The organism is Streptomyces sp. NBC_01142 (genome assembly GCF_026341125.1).
In the GTDB taxonomy this organism is placed as follows: domain Bacteria; phylum Actinomycetota; class Actinomycetes; order Streptomycetales; family Streptomycetaceae; genus Streptomyces.
Window position 1 is genome coordinate 936,096 of record NZ_JAPEOR010000002.1, and the last position, 17,023, is coordinate 953,118.

The 17,023-nt window shown below is 70.3% G+C and carries 12 protein-coding genes; 5 read left to right on the forward strand and 7 right to left on the reverse strand.

Translation table 11 applies throughout. The features are described 5' to 3' along the window. Positions 1-20: 20 nt before the first annotated feature. From OG883_RS21700 to OG883_RS21710, 3 genes are all read left to right on the forward strand, one after another. A complete protein-coding gene (locus tag OG883_RS21700) occupies positions 21-1,067 on the forward strand; it encodes a serine hydrolase (protein ID WP_266543341.1) in 1,047 nt (348 codons plus the stop codon). Between the two features lie 346 nt (positions 1,068-1,413). Then, complete coding sequence (locus OG883_RS21705; RefSeq protein ID WP_266543342.1) at positions 1,414-3,060, forward strand: alkaline phosphatase; 1,647 nt, start codon at positions 1,414-1,416, stop codon at positions 3,058-3,060. 5 nt (positions 3,061-3,065) lie between these two features. Beyond that, entirely contained in the window at positions 3,066-4,538 is a 1,473-nt protein-coding gene (locus tag OG883_RS21710) for a serine/threonine-protein kinase (protein WP_266543343.1), read from the forward strand. A gap of 20 nt (positions 4,539-4,558) precedes the next feature. Here the strand turns inward: OG883_RS21710 and OG883_RS21715 are convergent, their stop codons facing one another. Beyond that, entirely contained in the window at positions 4,559-5,128 is a 570-nt protein-coding gene (locus OG883_RS21715; protein WP_266543344.1) for a dienelactone hydrolase family protein, read from the reverse strand. Between the two features lie 38 nt (positions 5,129-5,166). On the opposite strand from OG883_RS21715, the gene OG883_RS21720 reads away from it, so the two are divergent. Then, a complete protein-coding gene (locus tag OG883_RS21720) occupies positions 5,167-6,360 on the forward strand; it encodes a mechanosensitive ion channel family protein (RefSeq protein ID WP_266543345.1) in 1,194 nt (397 codons plus the stop codon). 437 nt (positions 6,361-6,797) lie between these two features. Here the strand turns inward: OG883_RS21720 and OG883_RS21725 are convergent, their stop codons facing one another. The 5 genes from OG883_RS21725 to OG883_RS21745 all read right to left on the reverse strand — a co-directional run bounded on the left by OG883_RS21725 (position 6,798) and on the right by OG883_RS21745 (position 11,898). Beyond that, on the reverse strand, positions 6,798-8,384 hold the full coding sequence (locus OG883_RS21725; protein WP_266543346.1) for a Na+/H+ antiporter: 1,587 nt from the start codon (positions 8,382-8,384) through the stop codon (positions 6,798-6,800). Positions 8,385-8,821: 437 nt separating this feature from the next. Then, positions 8,822-9,301, reverse strand: a complete 480-nt coding sequence (locus OG883_RS21730) for a GNAT family N-acetyltransferase (RefSeq protein ID WP_266543347.1) — start codon at positions 9,299-9,301, stop codon at positions 8,822-8,824. Continuing rightward, positions 9,298-10,239: an RluA family pseudouridine synthase gene (locus tag OG883_RS21735; RefSeq protein ID WP_266543348.1), complete on the reverse strand. Its 942-nt coding sequence runs from the start codon at positions 10,237-10,239 to the stop codon at positions 9,298-9,300. Before OG883_RS21735 ends, OG883_RS21730 begins: the two co-directional genes overlap by 4 nt. 17 nt (positions 10,240-10,256) lie before the next feature. Next, entirely contained in the window at positions 10,257-10,817 is a 561-nt protein-coding gene (gene lspA, locus OG883_RS21740; protein WP_266543349.1) for a signal peptidase II, read from the reverse strand. 61 nt (positions 10,818-10,878) lie between these two features. Next, positions 10,879-11,898 (reverse strand): TraR/DksA C4-type zinc finger protein, encoded by a 1,020-nt coding sequence (locus OG883_RS21745; RefSeq protein ID WP_266543350.1) that lies wholly within the window; start codon positions 11,896-11,898, stop codon positions 10,879-10,881. Between the two features lie 546 nt (positions 11,899-12,444). Between OG883_RS21745 and ileS the strand changes: the two genes are divergently transcribed. Next, on the forward strand, positions 12,445-15,582 hold the full coding sequence (ileS, locus tag OG883_RS21750) for an isoleucine--tRNA ligase (protein WP_266543351.1): 3,138 nt from the start codon (positions 12,445-12,447) through the stop codon (positions 15,580-15,582). Positions 15,583-15,897: 315 nt separating this feature from the next. Here the strand turns inward: ileS and OG883_RS21755 are convergent, their stop codons facing one another. Continuing rightward, the gene (locus tag OG883_RS21755) at positions 15,898-17,019 is read right to left on the reverse strand and encodes a DivIVA domain-containing protein (RefSeq protein ID WP_266543352.1); all 1,122 of its coding nucleotides are present in this window, start codon (positions 17,017-17,019) and stop codon (positions 15,898-15,900) included. Positions 17,020-17,023 lie beyond the last annotated feature (4 nt).

Sequence of the window (17,023 nt, forward strand, 5' to 3'; positions counted from 1 at the left end):
GCCGCAACGATCGGGAGACCATGACGCTCGACACCGACCGCATCGAAAAGCTCCTCCAGGACGGCGTTCACAACAAGGTCTACCCCGGCGCCGTCTGGGCCATGGGCAACGCTCGTGGAACGGAGGCCAGCGGCGCCGTCGGGCTCCTCAATCCCACTCGGCCCGACGAACCCATGCGGCTCGACACCATCTTCGACGTCGCCAGCTTGACCAAGGTCCTCGCTGTCTGGTCCACCATCGGCACCCTCGTCGAAGACGGCAAACTCCAGCTCGACGCCCCACTGGGCACCCTCTGGACCGAGGTCGCTGGCCATCCCCTGGGCCAGGTCACCGCCCATCACCTGCTCACGCACACAGTCGGCGTCCCTCTGCGCGCCAACCTCAGAGCCCTCTACGGCACCGACCCACAGGACATCCGCGACGGCGTCCTCCACGAAGCCCTTCACCGCCCACCCGGCGAAGCCGTCGAATACACCGACCGCGCGGCCCTCATCCTCGGCTATCTTGCCGAGCACCTGTCCGGCCAGACGTTGCACGTGTTCGCCACCACCCGCGTCTGGCAGCCCCTCGGCATGAGGGAAACTCGCTTCGGCCCATTGCCGACAGAGGCCGCAGCACGTTGTGCGCCCACCGAGCTCGACGAGACCACCGGCGCCCACCTCAAGGGCACCGCCCACGACTTCTCCGCCCGCCTCCTCAACGGCACTTGCGGCATCGCCGGCGCCTTCTCCGTACTCGACGACCTCACGTCGTTCCTCCGCAACATGCTCGGTCACACCGAGTCGGCCGACCGTCCTGGGTTCGGCCCCACCTGGGTCAAGGAGTCCCTCAAGATCCACACCGGCGAGCTCGCCCCTGCACGTGGTCTGTTCTGGCACCCCGCTCCGGGCACCGTCCCGACCGAGCACGACATCTGGGTCCACTACGGCTTCACGGGCACCGGCATGTGGCTCTCGCCCGCGCAAGAGCGCTGGGCGGTGTTGCTCACGAACAAGCTTTACTACACCCGTGACCGAGGGGCCCTGACAGACGTGCGCGACGCCTTCCGCAGGCTCGCCTTCCGTTGAGGACACATCGACTACGGCCTGCCGAACGTCCCGGCGAACGGCGCCATCGACTGGCAACGCCACGGCCCCGTTCCGCTCGGCCACGACGTCTGTCCCGCACTCGACATCGTGGCCTTCAAGGGCGGCGGCAAGGGCTACAGCATCCGGCTCAGCGTCGGACGCTGAGCTTCCAGATGTTGGGCATTGAGAGGCTGATCCTCCCGGCCGAGCCGAGCCGATACCGACAGTGGTGACCTGCCCGCCGGCCGACCGGCAGGGAACGTCACGGTGGACCGCCACAGATGGGCGGGCGAACTTTCTCCGTTCGCTCACCCATTCGGCTTACCGATCAGTAGTCTGATCGGCCGTGACCAGTCGATTTTCCTCAACTCCCAGCCGCCGCACGGTCGTCAAGGCCGCTGCCGCCACCGCTGTCGCCGCGCCCGTTCTCGCGGCCGCCTCCTCCACCGCCTCCGCCGACGGCCAGGGCCCGGCCTTTCTCCATGGCATAGCCTCCGGCGACCCGCTGCCCGACGGCGTACTGCTGTGGACGCGTCTCACCCCCGGCCCCGACGCCGTACCGGGCTCGGGCAAGGGTCCGGACACCGCGGTGAGTTGGGAGGTCGCGGAGGACAAGGGCTTTGCCCGGGTCGTCGCCAGTGGCACCACCACCTCGAAGGCCTCGTCCGACCACACCGTCAAGGTGGACGTAAGAGGCCTGCGCCAGGCGACCGCCTATTACTTCCGCTTCACCGCCGGCACGGCCCTCTCTCCCGTCGGCCGAACCCGCACCACCCCGGCCACCGACGCCACCACCCCCGGTGTCCGCTTCGGAGTGGTCTCCTGCGCCAACTGGGAGTCCGGCTACTTCTCCGCGTACCGGCATCTGGCCGCCCGCGCCGACCTCGACGCGGTCCTCCATCTCGGCGACTACATCTACGAGTACGCGACCGGCGGGTACCCGGAGGAGAAGTACGTCGTACGGCAGCACGAGCCGAAGCACGAGATCCTCACCCTCGCCGACTACCGCACCCGGCATGCCACCTACAAGACGGACACCGACCTGCAGGCGCTGCACGCCGCCCACCCGGTGATCGCGATCTGGGACGACCACGAGTTCGCGAACGACACCTGGTCGGGCGGCGCGGAGAACCACACACCGGGCGCCGAGGGCGAGTGGGCTGCGCGGGCCGCGGCCGCCCGTCAGGCCTACTTCGAGTGGATGCCCGTACGCACCTCCACCGAGGGCACCGTCTACCGCCGGCTGCGCTTCGGCAAGCTCGCCGATCTGCATCTGCTGGACCTGCGGTCCTTCCGCTCGCAGCAGACGACGGTCGGCAACGGCAGCGTGGACGACCCGGAGCGTACGCTCACCGGCCGCGCGCAGCTGGACTGGCTGAAGGCGGGTCTTGCCGGGTCCGACGCCGCGTGGAAGCTGGTCGGCACCTCCGTGATGATCTCGCCGGTCGCCTTCGGCTCCGTACCGGCCCATCTGCTGGGGCCGATCGCGGAGTTGCTCGGGCTGCCCAAGGAGGGCCTCGCGATCAATGTCGACCAGTGGGACGGCTACACCGACGACCGCAAGGAGCTGCTCGGGCATCTGACGCAGCGCGGGATCGAGAACACTGTCTTCCTCACCGGCGACATCCACATGGCCTGGGCGAACGACGTACCGGTCAAGGCGGCGACGTATCCGTTCTCACAGTCCGCCGCGACCGAGTTCGTGGTGACATCGGTGAGCTCCGACAATCTGGACGACCTTCTCCATGTCGCGCCGGGCACGCTCTCGCTGGTCGCCTCCACGGCCGTCAAGGCGGCCAACCGTCATGTGAAGTGGCTGGACATGGACGGGCACGGCTACGGCGTCCTCGATGTCACCGCCGAGCGCTCGCAGATGGACTACTACGTCCTGTCCGACAAGACGAAGCGCGACGCGACGTCCAAGTGGGCCCGCTCCTACCGGACCCGGTCCGGTACCCAGCGTGTCGAGCGGGTCGACCAGCCCGTACGCTGACCCGCATGACCGGGGGCACGGGCGGCGCAGACAGCGCACACAGCAGGATCGTCGACGGACGCTTCGAGCTGCGGGAGCGGCTCGGCAGCGGCGGCATGGGCACGGTGTGGCGCGCCTGGGACACCGTCCTGCACCGTGAGGTGGCACTGAAAGAGGTCCGGTCGCCCGACCCCGCGCTGGCGGCCGCCCGCCCCCAGGCCTCGCGCACACTACGAGAGCGTGTGCTGCGCGAGGCCAGGGCCCTGGCCAGAATCAGCCATCCCCATGTGGTGACGATTCATCACATCGTCGACGAGGGCCCGCATCCATGGATCGTCATGGAGCTGCTCCCGGGCGCCACGCTCCAGGACCGGCTCGCCCAGGGGCCGGTCAGCCCGCAGGAGGCCGCGAAGACGGGCCGGGAGTTGCTCTCCGCGCTGCGCGCCGCGCACGCGGCGGGCATCCAGCACCGGGACGTCAAGCCGGCCAATGTGCTGCTGCGCGCTGACGGCAGTGCGGTGCTCACGGACTTCGGCATCGCTGCCCTGAAGGGTTCGACCTCGCTGACGGCAACCGGCGATCTGATCGGTTCGCCCGAATACATCGCTCCCGAACGGATCCGGGGGCGGGACAACGCCCCGGCCTCCGACCTCTGGTCGCTGGGTCTTCTGTTGTACGTGTGCGTGGAGGGCGTGAGCCCGCTGCGCCGCGGTACGACGCTGGCCACGCTGGCGGCCGTACTGGACGACGAGGTGCCACCGCCGGTGCGCTCCGGTCCGCTCGCACCCGTCCTGAGCGCGCTGCTGGTACGGGACCCGGCGGCGCGGCCCGACGCGGCCGCGCTGGACGCGATGCTGGCGCAGGTCGAATCCGGTACGGCGCCGCAGACGCCGCGCCAGACGCCGTACCAGCCGCCGGTGGCGCGGCCGGAGCGGGCCGGGCGGGCCGGGCGCCGCATATCGGTCGTCGCGGCGGTGATCGCGGTGGCCGTCGCGGTCACCGCGGGCGCGGCCCTGGTGTTCGACCTGCGCGCCCCGGACAACCGGGCGGGCGACAGCACCGGGGACAAGGCGGGTTCCAGCGGCAGCTCCCCCACAGCGACGACGACCCCCACGCCGAAGCCCGGGCAATCGCAGAGCCCGCCGCTCCCGACAGGGAACCCGGAGGCCGGCGTCTGGGTCGCCCAGCTCGCCTCCGTGGGCAAGTCTTCGGGCGCCGCGGCCCGGGACCGCCAGGAGCAGGCCCTGCGCAACCAGGGCCTCAGCAATGTCCAGTACGTCGACAGCAGCGAGTACGCCTCACTCCGCTCCGGCTACTGGAATTTCTACGTCCCCGGCTTCGACGACGGCGCCGCCGCGGTCTCCTGGTGTCGTACCAACGGCCTGAGTACGAAGGACGAGTGCTTCGGCCGCTTTCTGAGCCACCGTGGGTCCGACAGCAAGTACCTCTGCAACCCGGCCCCGGGCGGCGGCACCAGCGGCCGCTGCACCCGCCCCTGAACCATGGCCCTGAAGCAGTCCTAGAGCGTCGCGAGGAAGCCCAGCGCGGTCCGCCAGGTCAGATCGGCCGACGCCTCGTCGTAGTCGGGCAGATCCGGGTCGGTGTACAGGTGTCCGGCGCCCGGGTAGCGGTAGATCTCCACGTCCGCGCCGGTCCGCTGCATCTGGAGGTACCAGGAGTTCAGCCAGTCGTGCGGCTCGAAGGGGTCCGGGTCCGCGACATGCAGCTGTACGGGCAGCTCGTCCACGGTCGCCCCCTCCGCGATGTCGGAGGTGCCGTGCAGAAGCAGCAGGCCGCGCGCCTTCCGGTCACCCAGCGCGAGGTTCTGCGCGATCGAGCCGCCGAGCGAGAACCCGGCGTACACCAGTCCCTCTTCGGAGTACGGCGCGGCGGCCAGGATCGCGCGCCGCAGCAGCTCCTCCTTGCCGATCTTGTCCTTGAGCGCCCTGCCCTCCTCGACGGTCTCGACGGTTTGACCGTCGAAGAGGTCGGGCACGCGAACCTGGTGCCCGGCGGCGCGCAGCCGGTCGGCTGCCGCGTGTACGGCCGGGCGCAGACCGTAAACCGAATGAAAAAGCATGATGTTCATTCGGTCATCCTGCCAGTTGGCTAGTGAGCTTCGGAGACATGGAGAACGAACTGCGCCCGTTGATTGTCGTCGGTGGCTCGGTCGTGCTCACGCTGCTGTGCGGCTGGGCTGTCGACCTGCTGCTCCGCCGCGTGGACGCCCGCCACCCCGAGACCCCCCTGTGGGGGCTGCTGCGGCGCTGCCGGCTGCCCCTTCAGGTTGTGCTGCTCACCGCGCTGCTGAGAGGGACCTACCAAGAGACTCAGTGGCGGCTCATCGAGAAGCACGAGGCCGACATCGGCCAGGTGCTGTCGCTGGTGCTGATCGGCGCCGGGGCCTGGCTGGTGATACGGATCATCTCCGCGGTCGTGGAGTCGTCGTACGCCCGCTACGCGTCCTCGACCCGCGATCCCGCCCGGGTACGGCGGGTGCGTACACAGGTCACGCTGATCATGCGGATCGCCACGGCGATCGTTGTGGTGGTGGCGGTCGCGGCGATGCTGCTGACCTTCCCCGGCATGGAGAAGCTCGGCGCCTCGCTGCTCGCCTCCGCGGGCGTGATCGGCATCGTCGCCGGTGTCGCCGCCCAGTCCACGCTCGGCAATCTCTTCGCCGGCTTCCAGATCGCCTTCGGCGACATGGTGCGCATCGGCGACACGGTGGTGGTGGACGGGGAGTGGGGCGTGGTCGAGGAGGTCACACTCACCTTCCTCGCCGTACGGACGTGGGACGAGCGGCGCATCACGATGCCGGTGTCGTACTTCACCAGCAAGCCGTTCGAGAACTGGTCGCGCGGCGGGGCCCAGATGACCGGGACGGTCTTCTTCCATCTGGACCACTCGGCGCCGGTGGGCCTGATGCGCGAGAAGCTGCACGACGTTCTGCGGGAGTGCGCGGCGTGGGACGGCCGTGACTGGAGCCTGGCGGTCACGGACACGACCCCCAGCACGATGGAGGTGCGGGCGGTGGTCACGGCGAAGGACGCCGACGATGTCTGGACGGCGCGGTGCGCGGTGCGGGAGCGGATGATCGCCTGGCTGTACGAGGAGCATCCGTACGCGCTGCCACGGATCACGATGTCGGCGGTGCCGCTGCCGGAGGGAGGCCGGGCGGACGGTCCGCCTCCTGCGGCGGAGGTCCACACCGTTAACGTCCCTGACGTCCCTGACGTCGCTGACGTCGCTGACGCCGCCCATGCCCACGCCACGGACAACAGCCCTGACGGGCAGCATCCCCGCACGGGCCGCGGCTGAACCTGGACGGCCAGGGCGGGCCGGCGGATCCGGGAGCCCGGGCGGCTGAGGGCGGGGCCCTCGGTCCAGGCCGGGGCACATCGGGTCGACTCGGACCGGCTCGGCTCGGGTCAGACCGGACCGGGGTCCCGGGCCTGCGGCTCTGGATACGCCGGGTCCGGCCGGATCAGAGCCGGATCAGGGCCGGCGCAGGCCAGAAGGTCAGCAGGCCGGCCGGTCCGGCACGGGCATGCAGAGCCGGGTCCGGCCGTGGCCCGGTCGAGTCGGACCGGGCCACGGCCGGGGACCTGCCCCGGGACCTGCCCGGGGACCTGTCGGACGCCCGCCGCGCAGTCACCGCAGTCGGGCACTCTCCCCCGGCCCGGCCCGGCCCGGCCCGGCCCCGCCCTCGCCACCGCGCCCGCCGCGCACCCGCACCCGCACCCGCCCACTCCGTCTCACCGCATGCTGCGCACGTCCAGGTGCCGTAGGACCCGGTCCACCACCTCCGGGTTGGCGCCCGGTTCGCTGCGGGCCGAGAGCACCTCGTGGCGCGCGGCCGACAGCATCTCCCGCTGGATCCGCTGCGTCGTCCTGAGGCGGTCCTGTCGCTTCGCGAACCAGTCACGCCGCTCGTCGTCGATGATGTCCGAGCTGATCCGCGCCCCCATGTCGTACGCCCGGCGCAGCAGCCGCTCGCTGACATCCTCCGGCAGCTCCTCCACCGCCTCGATCTCCCTCAGCCGGTGCCGGGCCGCCTTCGTCGCGCGCAGCGCGAGGCGCCGCTCCAGTTCGCGCTCCACGTCCGCGTCGGCCCGGACGCCGAGCCGCCGCACCATCCACGGCAGGGTCAGCCCCTGGAGGACGAGCGTGGCCATGACGACCGCGAACGCGATGAAGATGATCTCGTCCCGGCCCGGAAAGTCCGCCCCGCTGTCCGTCTTCAACGGAATGGCCAGCGCCAGCGCCACCGAGGCCACACCCCGCATGCCCGCCCACCACATGATGACGGTCTCCCGCCAGGTCACGGGGATTTCCTCGTCGTAGTCCCGTCGGGTGTGCAGTCTCTTGGCGAGCCAGGTCGCGGGCAGCAGCCACATCAGCCGTACGCCCACGACGACCGCGACGATCGCGGCGCCCCACCCCACCATCTGCATCTCGCGCCCGTCGGCCGTGCCGAAGACGTTGTGGAGTTCGAGCCCGATGAGACCGAAGGCGACGCCGGTGACGAGCGTGTCGACGATCTGCCAGAAGGTGTTCCCGGCCAGCCGTCCCATCACGTCGTCGGCGTCGGCGGTGTGCTCGGCAAGGAAGAGCGCGGTGGTGAGGACGGCGAGAACCCCGGACCCCTTCAGCTCTTCCGCCAGCACATAGCTGACGAAGGGCACCATCAGCGAGAGGCCGATCTGCAGCGTCGCGTCACCGAGCAGGCCCATCAGCTTGTTGGAGAGCCAGCCCAGCGCGAGCCCCACGGCCACGGCCACCACGCCGGACAGCACCAGATCCCCTACGGCGGCCGGCCAGGAGAAGGTCCCGCTCACCGCCGCGGCGATCGCCACGTGGTAGAGCACGATCGCCGTGACGTCGTTGAAGAGCCCTTCGCCCTCCAGGATGGAGACCATCCGGCGCGGCAGTCCGAGCGAACCGGCGACGGCGGTCGCGGCGACCGGGTCGGGCGGCGCGACCAGCGCGCCGAGCGCGACCGCCGCAGCGATCGGGAGCCCGGGCACCACGGCGTTGGCGACGGCCGCGACCGCCGCGGTCGTCACAAACACCAGCGCGACCGCGAGCAGCAGGATCGGCCGGATATTGACCGTGAACTGCCGCCATGAGGTGCGCTGCACGGAGGCGTAGAGCAAGGGCGGCAGCAACAGCGGAAGGATGAACTCCGGCGGTACGTCGACGCTCGGCACAAAGGGAAGAAAAGCCAGAACGATCCCGGCGAGGGTCATCAGCACAGGCGCGGGCAGACCGAGACGCTCCCCCAGCGGCACCGTCACCACCGCCCCGAGCAACAGCGCGAACAGCAGCGCCAATTGGTCCACGGTGCGCCCTCCGGGGGCTCGAAACCTCAACGGTCAAGGCTTCCAGCCTGCCACGCAACCCAGCCGAACCATCCCAACACCCTCATCGGCACAGCTCGCTGCTTCACCGGACTGAACAGTCATCGGATGAGTACGGTGCGGGATGCCTTCCGCTTCGGCCGGGGGTGGACCACGGCATGACCGGCGAGATCACCATGCGCGTCGAGCGAGGCCGCTTCCGGCCCCGGCACGAACCCGCCCCGGGCCGCGCGGCCGTCCGACTCCCGTGCCACGCAACGGCCTTGACCGCCCCTCGCGGCTCCCGCCCACTCGCTCTGCAGGTCGCCCCGCCGAGCGGCGAGTGGCCTGCCGGGGCCTGCCGGGGCCTGCCGTTCAGACGGACCGCGGCCCGACGACAGCCCGGCTTGCTCCTGGAGCTCTTGGAGCACCTTGCGTATCTAGAGCATCTTGCGCATCGCTCGGTGCGGCATTCCCGCGTCGGAGAACTCCGCTCCGTACGCTCCGTACCCGAGTCGCTCGTAGAAGCCCAGCGCGTGCGTCTGCGCGTGCAGATCCACCGCCGCCAGGCCGCGCTCCCGGGCGGCCTCCTCGATGCCCCGCACCAGCGCCACACCGACACCGAGCCCCCGCGCCGCCTTGCTCACCGCGAGCCGGCCCAGCGAGCCGACCGTCCGGTCGCCGCCCGTCCGGCCGGCCGCGTCGGGGCCGTACAGCAGTCGGCCCGTGCCCAGCGGCAGCCCGTCCGTCCGGATCGCCAGCACATGCACGGTGTCCGCGCCGGGCTCGTCGTACGCGTCGTACTCGATGTCCTCGGGCACCCGCTGCTCGACGACGAAGACTTCCTTGCGGACCCGGAAGCAGGCCTCACGGTCCGCCTCGTCCCCGGCGACCCTGACCTCGTACGGGCCCGCGCTCACTCGCTCTCGGCCCGGATCGCGTCCAGCGCCTGCTGCAGGTCCTCCGGGTACCCGCTCGCGTACTCGACCCACTGCCCGTCCGAGGGGTGCTCGAAGCCGAGCCGCACCGCGTGCAGCCACTGCCGCGTCAGCCCCAGCCGCTTCGCCATGGTCGGGTCCGCGCCATACGTCAGATCGCCCACGCACGGGTGCCGGTGGGCGGCCATGTGCACCCGGATCTGGTGCGTACGCCCCGTCTCCAGCTTGATGTCCAGCAGTGACGCCGCCCGGAACGCCTCGATCAGGTCGTAGTGGGTGACCGACGGCTTGCCCTCCGCCGTGACCGCCCACTTGTAGTCGTGGTTCGGGTGCCGGCCGATCGGGGCGTCGATGGTGCCGCTCATCGGGTCCGGGTGCCCCTGGACCAGCGCGTGATACCGCTTGTCCACGGTCCGGTCCCGGAACTGCGCCTTCAGCATGGTGTACGCCCGCTCCGACTTGGCGACGACCATCAGTCCGGACGTGCCGACGTCCAGCCGGTGCACGATGCCCTGCCGCTCCGCCGCACCCGACGTCGAGATGCGGTACCCGGCAGCGGCCAGGCCGCCGATCACGGTCGTCCCGGTCCAGCCGGGGCTCGGGTGCGCGGCCACGCCGACCGGCTTGACGATCACCACGATGTCGTCGTCGTCGTGCACGATCTCCATGCCCTCGACGGGCTCGGCCACGATCTGGACCGGCGCGGGCGCCTGGGGCATCTCGACCTCGAGCCAGGCCCCGCCGTGCACACGCTCGGACTTTCCGACGGCAGAGCCGTCGACCTGCACCTTCCCGGCAGCTGCCAGCTCGGCCGCCTTCGTACGGGAAAACCCGAACATCCGGGAGATGGCGGCGTCGACACGCTCGCCCTCAAGGCCATCGGGTACGGGCAGGGTGCGGATCTCGGGAACTGTACTCACCCGTCGAGTATGCCTTGTCAGTCCTTGTGGACAGTCCCGTCGGGGTCCAGGCCCCTGAACGACAGGATCACAATCAGGATCCCGCCGCAGACGATCGCGGAGTCGGCGAGGTTGAAGACGGCGAAGTGCGCGGGCGCGATGAAGTCCACGACCGCGCCCTCGAAGACGCCGGGCGAGCGGAAGATCCGGTCGGTGAGATTGCCGAGCGCACCGCCGAGCAGCAGCCCCAGGGCGATCGCCCAGGGCGTGCTGTAGAGCTTGCGCGCGAGCCGGGCGATCACGATGATCACCGTCGCCGCGATGCAGGTGAAGATCACGGTGAAGGCCTCGCCCATACCGAAGGCCGCGCCGGGGTTCCGTACCGCCACGAACTTCAGCAGATCACCGATGATCTTGATCGGCTCGTGGTGCTCCAGCTTGGCCACCACGATCATCTTGCTGACGAGGTCGAACAAGTACGCCACGACCGCCACGGCGAAGAGCACGGTGATCCTGCGCTTGCCCTTGGGCTGCTCGGCGGGCGCCGCAGCCTCGTCGTCCACATCCGGCGTACCGATGACGCGCTCCGCCTCTGCCACGTGAGTCCCTCAACCTAGGTGCCTGACTGTGCATGAGGGTACGGCACACCCGTACGGAGCCTCAGCCCCGGCGTTCCTGCTTCTGCTTGTCCTCCACGCACAGGGTGGCGCGCGGGAACGCCTGCATACGGGCCTTTCCGATCGGTTTGCCGCAGATCTCGCAGAGCCCGTACGTCCCCGCGTCGAGCCGCTGCAGCGCCCGCTCGGTCTGCTCCAGCATCTCTCTGGCGTTGGCGGCGAGCGACATCTCGTGCTCGCGGGTGATGTTCTTGGTCCCGGTGTCGGCGTCGTCGTCGCCCGCGCCGTCCCCGGAGTCCCGCATCAGTCCGACCAGCGCCACCTCCGAGGAGGTCAGCTCGGCGTTCAGCCGGGTCACCTCACCCTCCAGCTCGGCCCTCGCCGCGGCGACCTCTTCCGGAGTCCATGGGTCCTCACCGGGCCGTACCGCCAGCTCCCCCGGCGGTGTCGCGGCCACTGCACGGGCCGTGGGCACCGCTCTCGCGCTCTTGCCGACAGCCGACGTCCTGCCCGCGGTCTTCTTCGCTCCCACCGTCCTGGCTCCTGTCTGATTCGCGGCCTGGGCCGCCCCCTTGGCCGCGGACGCGGCCTTCTTCGCAGCCTTCTTGGCGGTCGCCTTGGCAGTTGCCTTGGCAGGTGCCGTCTTGACCACGGCCTTCTTGGCCACAGCCTTCTCGACCACGACCTCCTCGACCGCGGCCTTGTCGACTGCGGCCTTATTGGCCGAGGCCTTCTTGACCGCGGCCTTCTTTGCGGATGCCTTCTTCACCGGCGCCGTCCCGGCCGCCGCTGCCCCCGTCCCCTTCACAGCCGTCGCGTTCTTTGCCATCGCGTTCTTCGCCGTCGCCTTCTTCGCAGTCGCGTTCCTCGCGGTCGTCTTCACCGTCGGCGCCTTCTGCTCCGCCGCCTGCTTCGCCACCGCCTTCTTCACCGTGGTCTTCCCGGTCCCTGCCGCGGCCTTCTTCGCGACGGTGCTCTTCCTGCCGCTCGCATCCCTGGCCGCCGCCTCAGCGGCGGTGGAACGTGCGGACGCCGTCTTCTCGGCGGTCTTCTTCGCCACCATGGCCGCGGCCCCTTCACATATTGTGATCTTGCTCGCGAATCGTGCTGGGACGATAAATCGACCCCAGCCCCGCGGCAACGGGGCACGCCGCCGGTTCGGCCCGCCCCGGGCTGCGACACGGCGGGCCTGCATCGGTTGTTCCCAGCTCCCCGCCCGGTAATCCGCCCCCCGGGCGGAGCCGGACTCCGCCGCAGGCTGTGTGGCCATTCGGGTCAACCGCACGGCCATCCGGCATCCACCGCAAAACCTGTCGGCCGCTCCCCGTACGGGCCCGTACACTGGGCGCAGCGAAAGGCTTGGATGGGGACGAGTAGCGTCGTACGCAGCCATGAGCGACCCGGGGACGGTGAGAGCCCGGGGGCGAGCGCGAAGCGAAGCATCACCCCGGAGCCGCCGGAAGAACGCCGCAAGGCCAGTAGAACCGGTGTCGCGACCCAATGAGGGGGCTCGGGGCTGTGTGCCCGGAGCCAAGGAGGGTGGTACCGCGGGAGCCCGTGCTCTCGTCCCTCCGACGGAACAGACACTGTCCGTTGGAGGAGCTCGTCGATGACACCACCGCAGTACCGCCAGGTGCCCGCCCAGGTCGATCTGCCCGCGCTCGAGCACGCCGTGCTCGATTTCTGGCGCGAGAGCAAGGTCTTCGCCAAGAGCCTCGAGCAGTCCGAGGGCCGCCCCGAGTGGGTGTTCTACGAGGGCCCGCCGACCGCCAACGGCATGCCCGGCGCGCACCACATCGAGGCGCGGGTCTTCAAGGACGTCTTCCCGCGCTTCCGCACGATGCGCGGCTACCACGTCGCCCGCAAGGCCGGCTGGGACTGCCACGGTCTGCCGGTCGAGCTGGCTGTCGAGAAGGAACTCGGCTTCGCCGGCAAGAAGGACATCGAGGCGTACGGCATCGCCGAGTTCAACGCCAAGTGCCGTGAGTCGGTGACCCGTCACACGGACGCGTTCGCCGAGCTGACGACCCGCATGGGGTACTGGACCGACCTCGACGACGCGTACCGCACGATGGACCCGTCGTACATCGAGTCCGTCTGGTGGTCGCTGAAGGAGATCTTCAACAAGGGCCTGCTGGTCCAGGACCACCGTGTCGCCCCCTGGTGCCCGCGCTGCGGAACCGGGCTCTCGGACCACGAGCTGGCGCAGGGATACGAGACGGTCGTGGACCCGTCGGTCTTCGTGCGCTTCCCGCTGACGAGCGGCCCGCTGGCCGGCGAAGCGGCCCTCCTCGTGTGGACGACCACTCCCTGGACCCTGGTCTCCAACACCGCCGTCGCCACCCACCCCGACGTCACGTACGTCGTGGCCACCGACGGCAACGAGAAGCTGGTGGTCGCGCAGCCGCTGCTGGAGAAGGCGCTGGGCGAGGGCTGGGAGGCCACCGGCCAGAGCTTCACGGGCCGCGAGATGGAGCGCTGGACGTACGACCGTCCCTTCTCGCTCGTCGAGTTCCCCTCCGAAGCCCACTACGTCGTCAACGCCGAGTACGTCACCACCGAGGACGGTACGGGTCTGGTCCACCAGTCCCCCGCCTTCGGTGAGGACGACCTCAAGGTCTGCCGCGCGTACGGCCTGCCGGTGGTCAACCCGGTCCGCCCCGACGGCACCTTCGAGGAGGATGTGCCGCTGGTCGGCGGCGTCTTCTTCAAGAAGGCCGACGAGGCGCTGACCGCGGACCTCCAGGCTCGTGGTCTGCTCTTCCGGCACACCCCGTACGAGCACAGCTATCCGCACTGCTGGCGCTGCCACACCGCGCTGCTCTACTACGCGCAGCCGTCCTGGTACATCCGCACCACCTCCATCAAGAACCGGCTGCTCGAGGAGAACGAGAACACCAACTGGTTCCCGGACTCGGTCAAGCAGGGCCGGTTCGGCGACTGGCTGAACAACAACATCGACTGGGCGCTGTCGCGGAACCGCTACTGGGGCACCCCGCTGCCGATCTGGCGCTGCGAGGACAACCACCTCACGGTCGTCGGCTCACGCGCCGAGCTGACCGAGCTGACGGGCACGGACCAGTCGGCCCTGGACCCGCACCGCCCGTACATCGACGACGTCACCTTCCCCTGCCCGACCTGCGAGCAGACCGCGACGCGCGTCCCGGAGGTCATCGACGCCTGGTACGACTCGGGTTCGATGCCCTTCGCACAGTGGGGCTATCCGTACCAGAACAAGGAGCTCTTCGAGAAGCGCTACCCCGCGCAGTTCATCTCGGAGGCGATCGACCAGACGCGTGGATGGTTCTACACGCTGATGGCCGTCGGCACGCTGGTCTTCGACAAGTCGTCGTACGAGAACGTGGTCTGCCTGGGCCACATCCTCGCCGAGGACGGCCGCAAGATGTCCAAGCACCTGGGGAACACCCTTCAGCCGATCCCGCTGATGGACCAGCACGGCGCCGACGCGGTCCGCTGGTTCATGGCGGCCGGCGGCTCCCCGTGGGCGGCGCGCCGGGTCGGCCACGGCACGATCCAGGAGGTCGTACGCAAGACGCTGCTGACCTACTGGAACACGGTGGCCTTCCAGGCCCTGTACGCCCGCACGTCCAACTGGGCCCCGTCCGCGGCGGATCCGGCCCCGGCCGACCGCACGGTCCTGGACCGCTGGCTGCTGTCCGAGCTCCATGCCCTGACCGACCAGGTCACCTCGGCCCTGGAGTCGTACGACACCCAGCGCGCCGGAAAGCTCCTGTCGGCCTTCGTCGACGATCTGTCCAACTGGTACGTACGCCGCTCGCGCCGCCGCTTCTGGCAGGGCGACAAGGCGGCGCTGCGCACCCTGCACGACGTCGTCGAGACGGTGACCCGCCTCATGGCCCCGCTCACCCCCTTCATCACGGAGCGGGTCTGGCAGGACCTGGTCGTCCCGGTGACGCCCGACGCCCCGGAGTCGGTGCATCTCGCCACCTGGCCCGAGGCCGACCTCACCGCCATCGACCCCACCCTGTCCTCCCAGATGGCGCTGGTCCGCCGCCTGGTCGAACTGGGCCGCGCCACCCGCGCGGAGTCCGGGGTCAAGACGCGCCAGCCGCTCTCCCGGGCGCTGGTCGCGGCGGCCGGTTTCGAGTCCCTTGGCGAGGAGCTGCGCGCCCAGATCACCGAGGAGCTGAACGTCACCTCCCTCGCCTCGCTCTCCGAGGTCGGTGGCTCGCTCGTCGACACAACGGCGAAGGCGAACTTCCGCGCGCTGGGCAAGCGGTTCGGCAAGGGCGTCCAGGATGTCGCCAAGGCGGTCGGGGCAGCGGACGCCGCGGCACTCTCCCTGGCCCTCCGCGACGGCGAGGCCACGCTGGAGGTCAACGGCGAGACGATCACCCTGACCCCCGACGAGGTGATCATCACCGAAACCCCGCGCGAGGGCTGGTCGGTGGCCTCCGACTCGGGCGCGACGGTCGCCCTGGACCTGGAGATCACCCCGGAGCTGCGCCTGGCGGGACTGGCGCGTGACGCGATCCGTCTGATCCAGGAGGCACGTAAGAACAGCGGCCTGGACGTCGCGGACCGCATCGCGGTGAGCTGGTCCTCGACGGACGAGTCCACGAACGAGGCGCTGACCGCGCACGCGACCCTGATCGCGGACGAGGTCCTGGCCACCACGTTCACGACGGACGCCGCGGACACGACGTTCGGCGACCCGTTCACGGACGAGGGCCTGTCCCTGACGTTCCGCCTCCGCAAGCAGTAGCACACCCCCAAACCGAAGGGCCCGCCCGGCACTGCCGGGCGGGCCCTTCGGTTTGGGGGTGTGGCCGCCGCTCCACCCCGTACCCCTGAATTCCAGCCTGTTCGAAATTTCAGCCCGATCCGGAATCCCGTCCGGAAACCCGTCCGGCGATTGAGGACAACGCCTGCGGGGCGTTCCGGGATCCGGAGGCTTGCCTCCCCTTACGGAGAGCAGCCGGCCGACACCACACCAAAGGGCCGGGCCCGGGACGCGATGTCCCGGGCCCGGCCCTTCAGCCTGCCGACGGCTACACGCAGTACGCGCGACCCGCCGCCGTCAGTTGTCGTCCTCGTCGATCAGGAAGCCGCGCATCGGCGACGGTGCCTGCTGCATCGGCTGCGGAGCCTGCGGCCGCACCGGCGCCATCGGCTGGGTCATCGCCGGCGACATCTGCTGCTGGCCGCCGTACGACGGGGCGCCGCCCATGGACTGGTTGCCACCCATGGGCTGGCCCATGGACTGCCCCATGGACTGACCCATCGACTGGTTGCCGCCCATGGTGTGACCCATCGCACCCGCGCCGGCCGGAGCCATCGACTGGGCCGACGGCAGCGACGGAGCGGACGGGGTACGCGGCGGAGCCAGCGAGTCGTCCGCCTGGGTCTCCAGCTGACGCAGCTGACTCTCCAGGTAGGACTTCAGACGGGTCCGGTACTCGCGCTCGAAGCCTCGCAGGTCCTCGACCTTGCGCTCCAGCGTCGCGCGCGCGGACTCCAGCGAGCCCATCGCTACGCGGTGCTTCTCCTGAGCGTCCCGCTCAAGGGCGTCCGCCTTGGCGCGCGCGTCGCGCTCCAGGCCCTCGGCGCGGCTGCGCGCCTCGCCGACGATCTTGTTGGCCTCGGAACGGGCCTCCGCGATCGCCTGGTCGGCGGTCTGCTGCGCAAGCGAGAGCACACGCGCGGCACTGTCGCCGCCGGGACCCTGACCGGGCTGCGGCATCTGCGGACCGTGACCGCCCATGGGGCCGCCCATAGGACCACCCATGGGACCGCCCTGCATCGGACCCGGGCCCATCGGGCCACCGGGACCCTGCGGACCGCCGTGGCTGGGACCGGCGGGCAGCTGCGGCGCGCCACCGGGCAGCTGGGGCGGACCCATCTGCGGGGGCTGCTGCTGCTGGACCGGCGGACCAGATATGGCGGCGGGCACCGGCGCGCCGGGACCTCGGCCGTCCTGCTGCTCCGGCGGCTTGCGCATGCCCTGCTGCTGCTGGTTCTGCGCGGCCGCACGGGTCGCTGCGGCGAGCTTGGCGCGCAGGTCCTCGTTCTCGCGGAGCAGGCGGGTCAGCTCGGACTCGACCTCGTCGAGGAAGGCATCGACCTCGTCCTCGTCATAGCCTTCTCGGAGGCGGACGGTCGTGAACTGCTTGTTCCGCACGTCCTCGGGGGTCAGCGGCATCTCT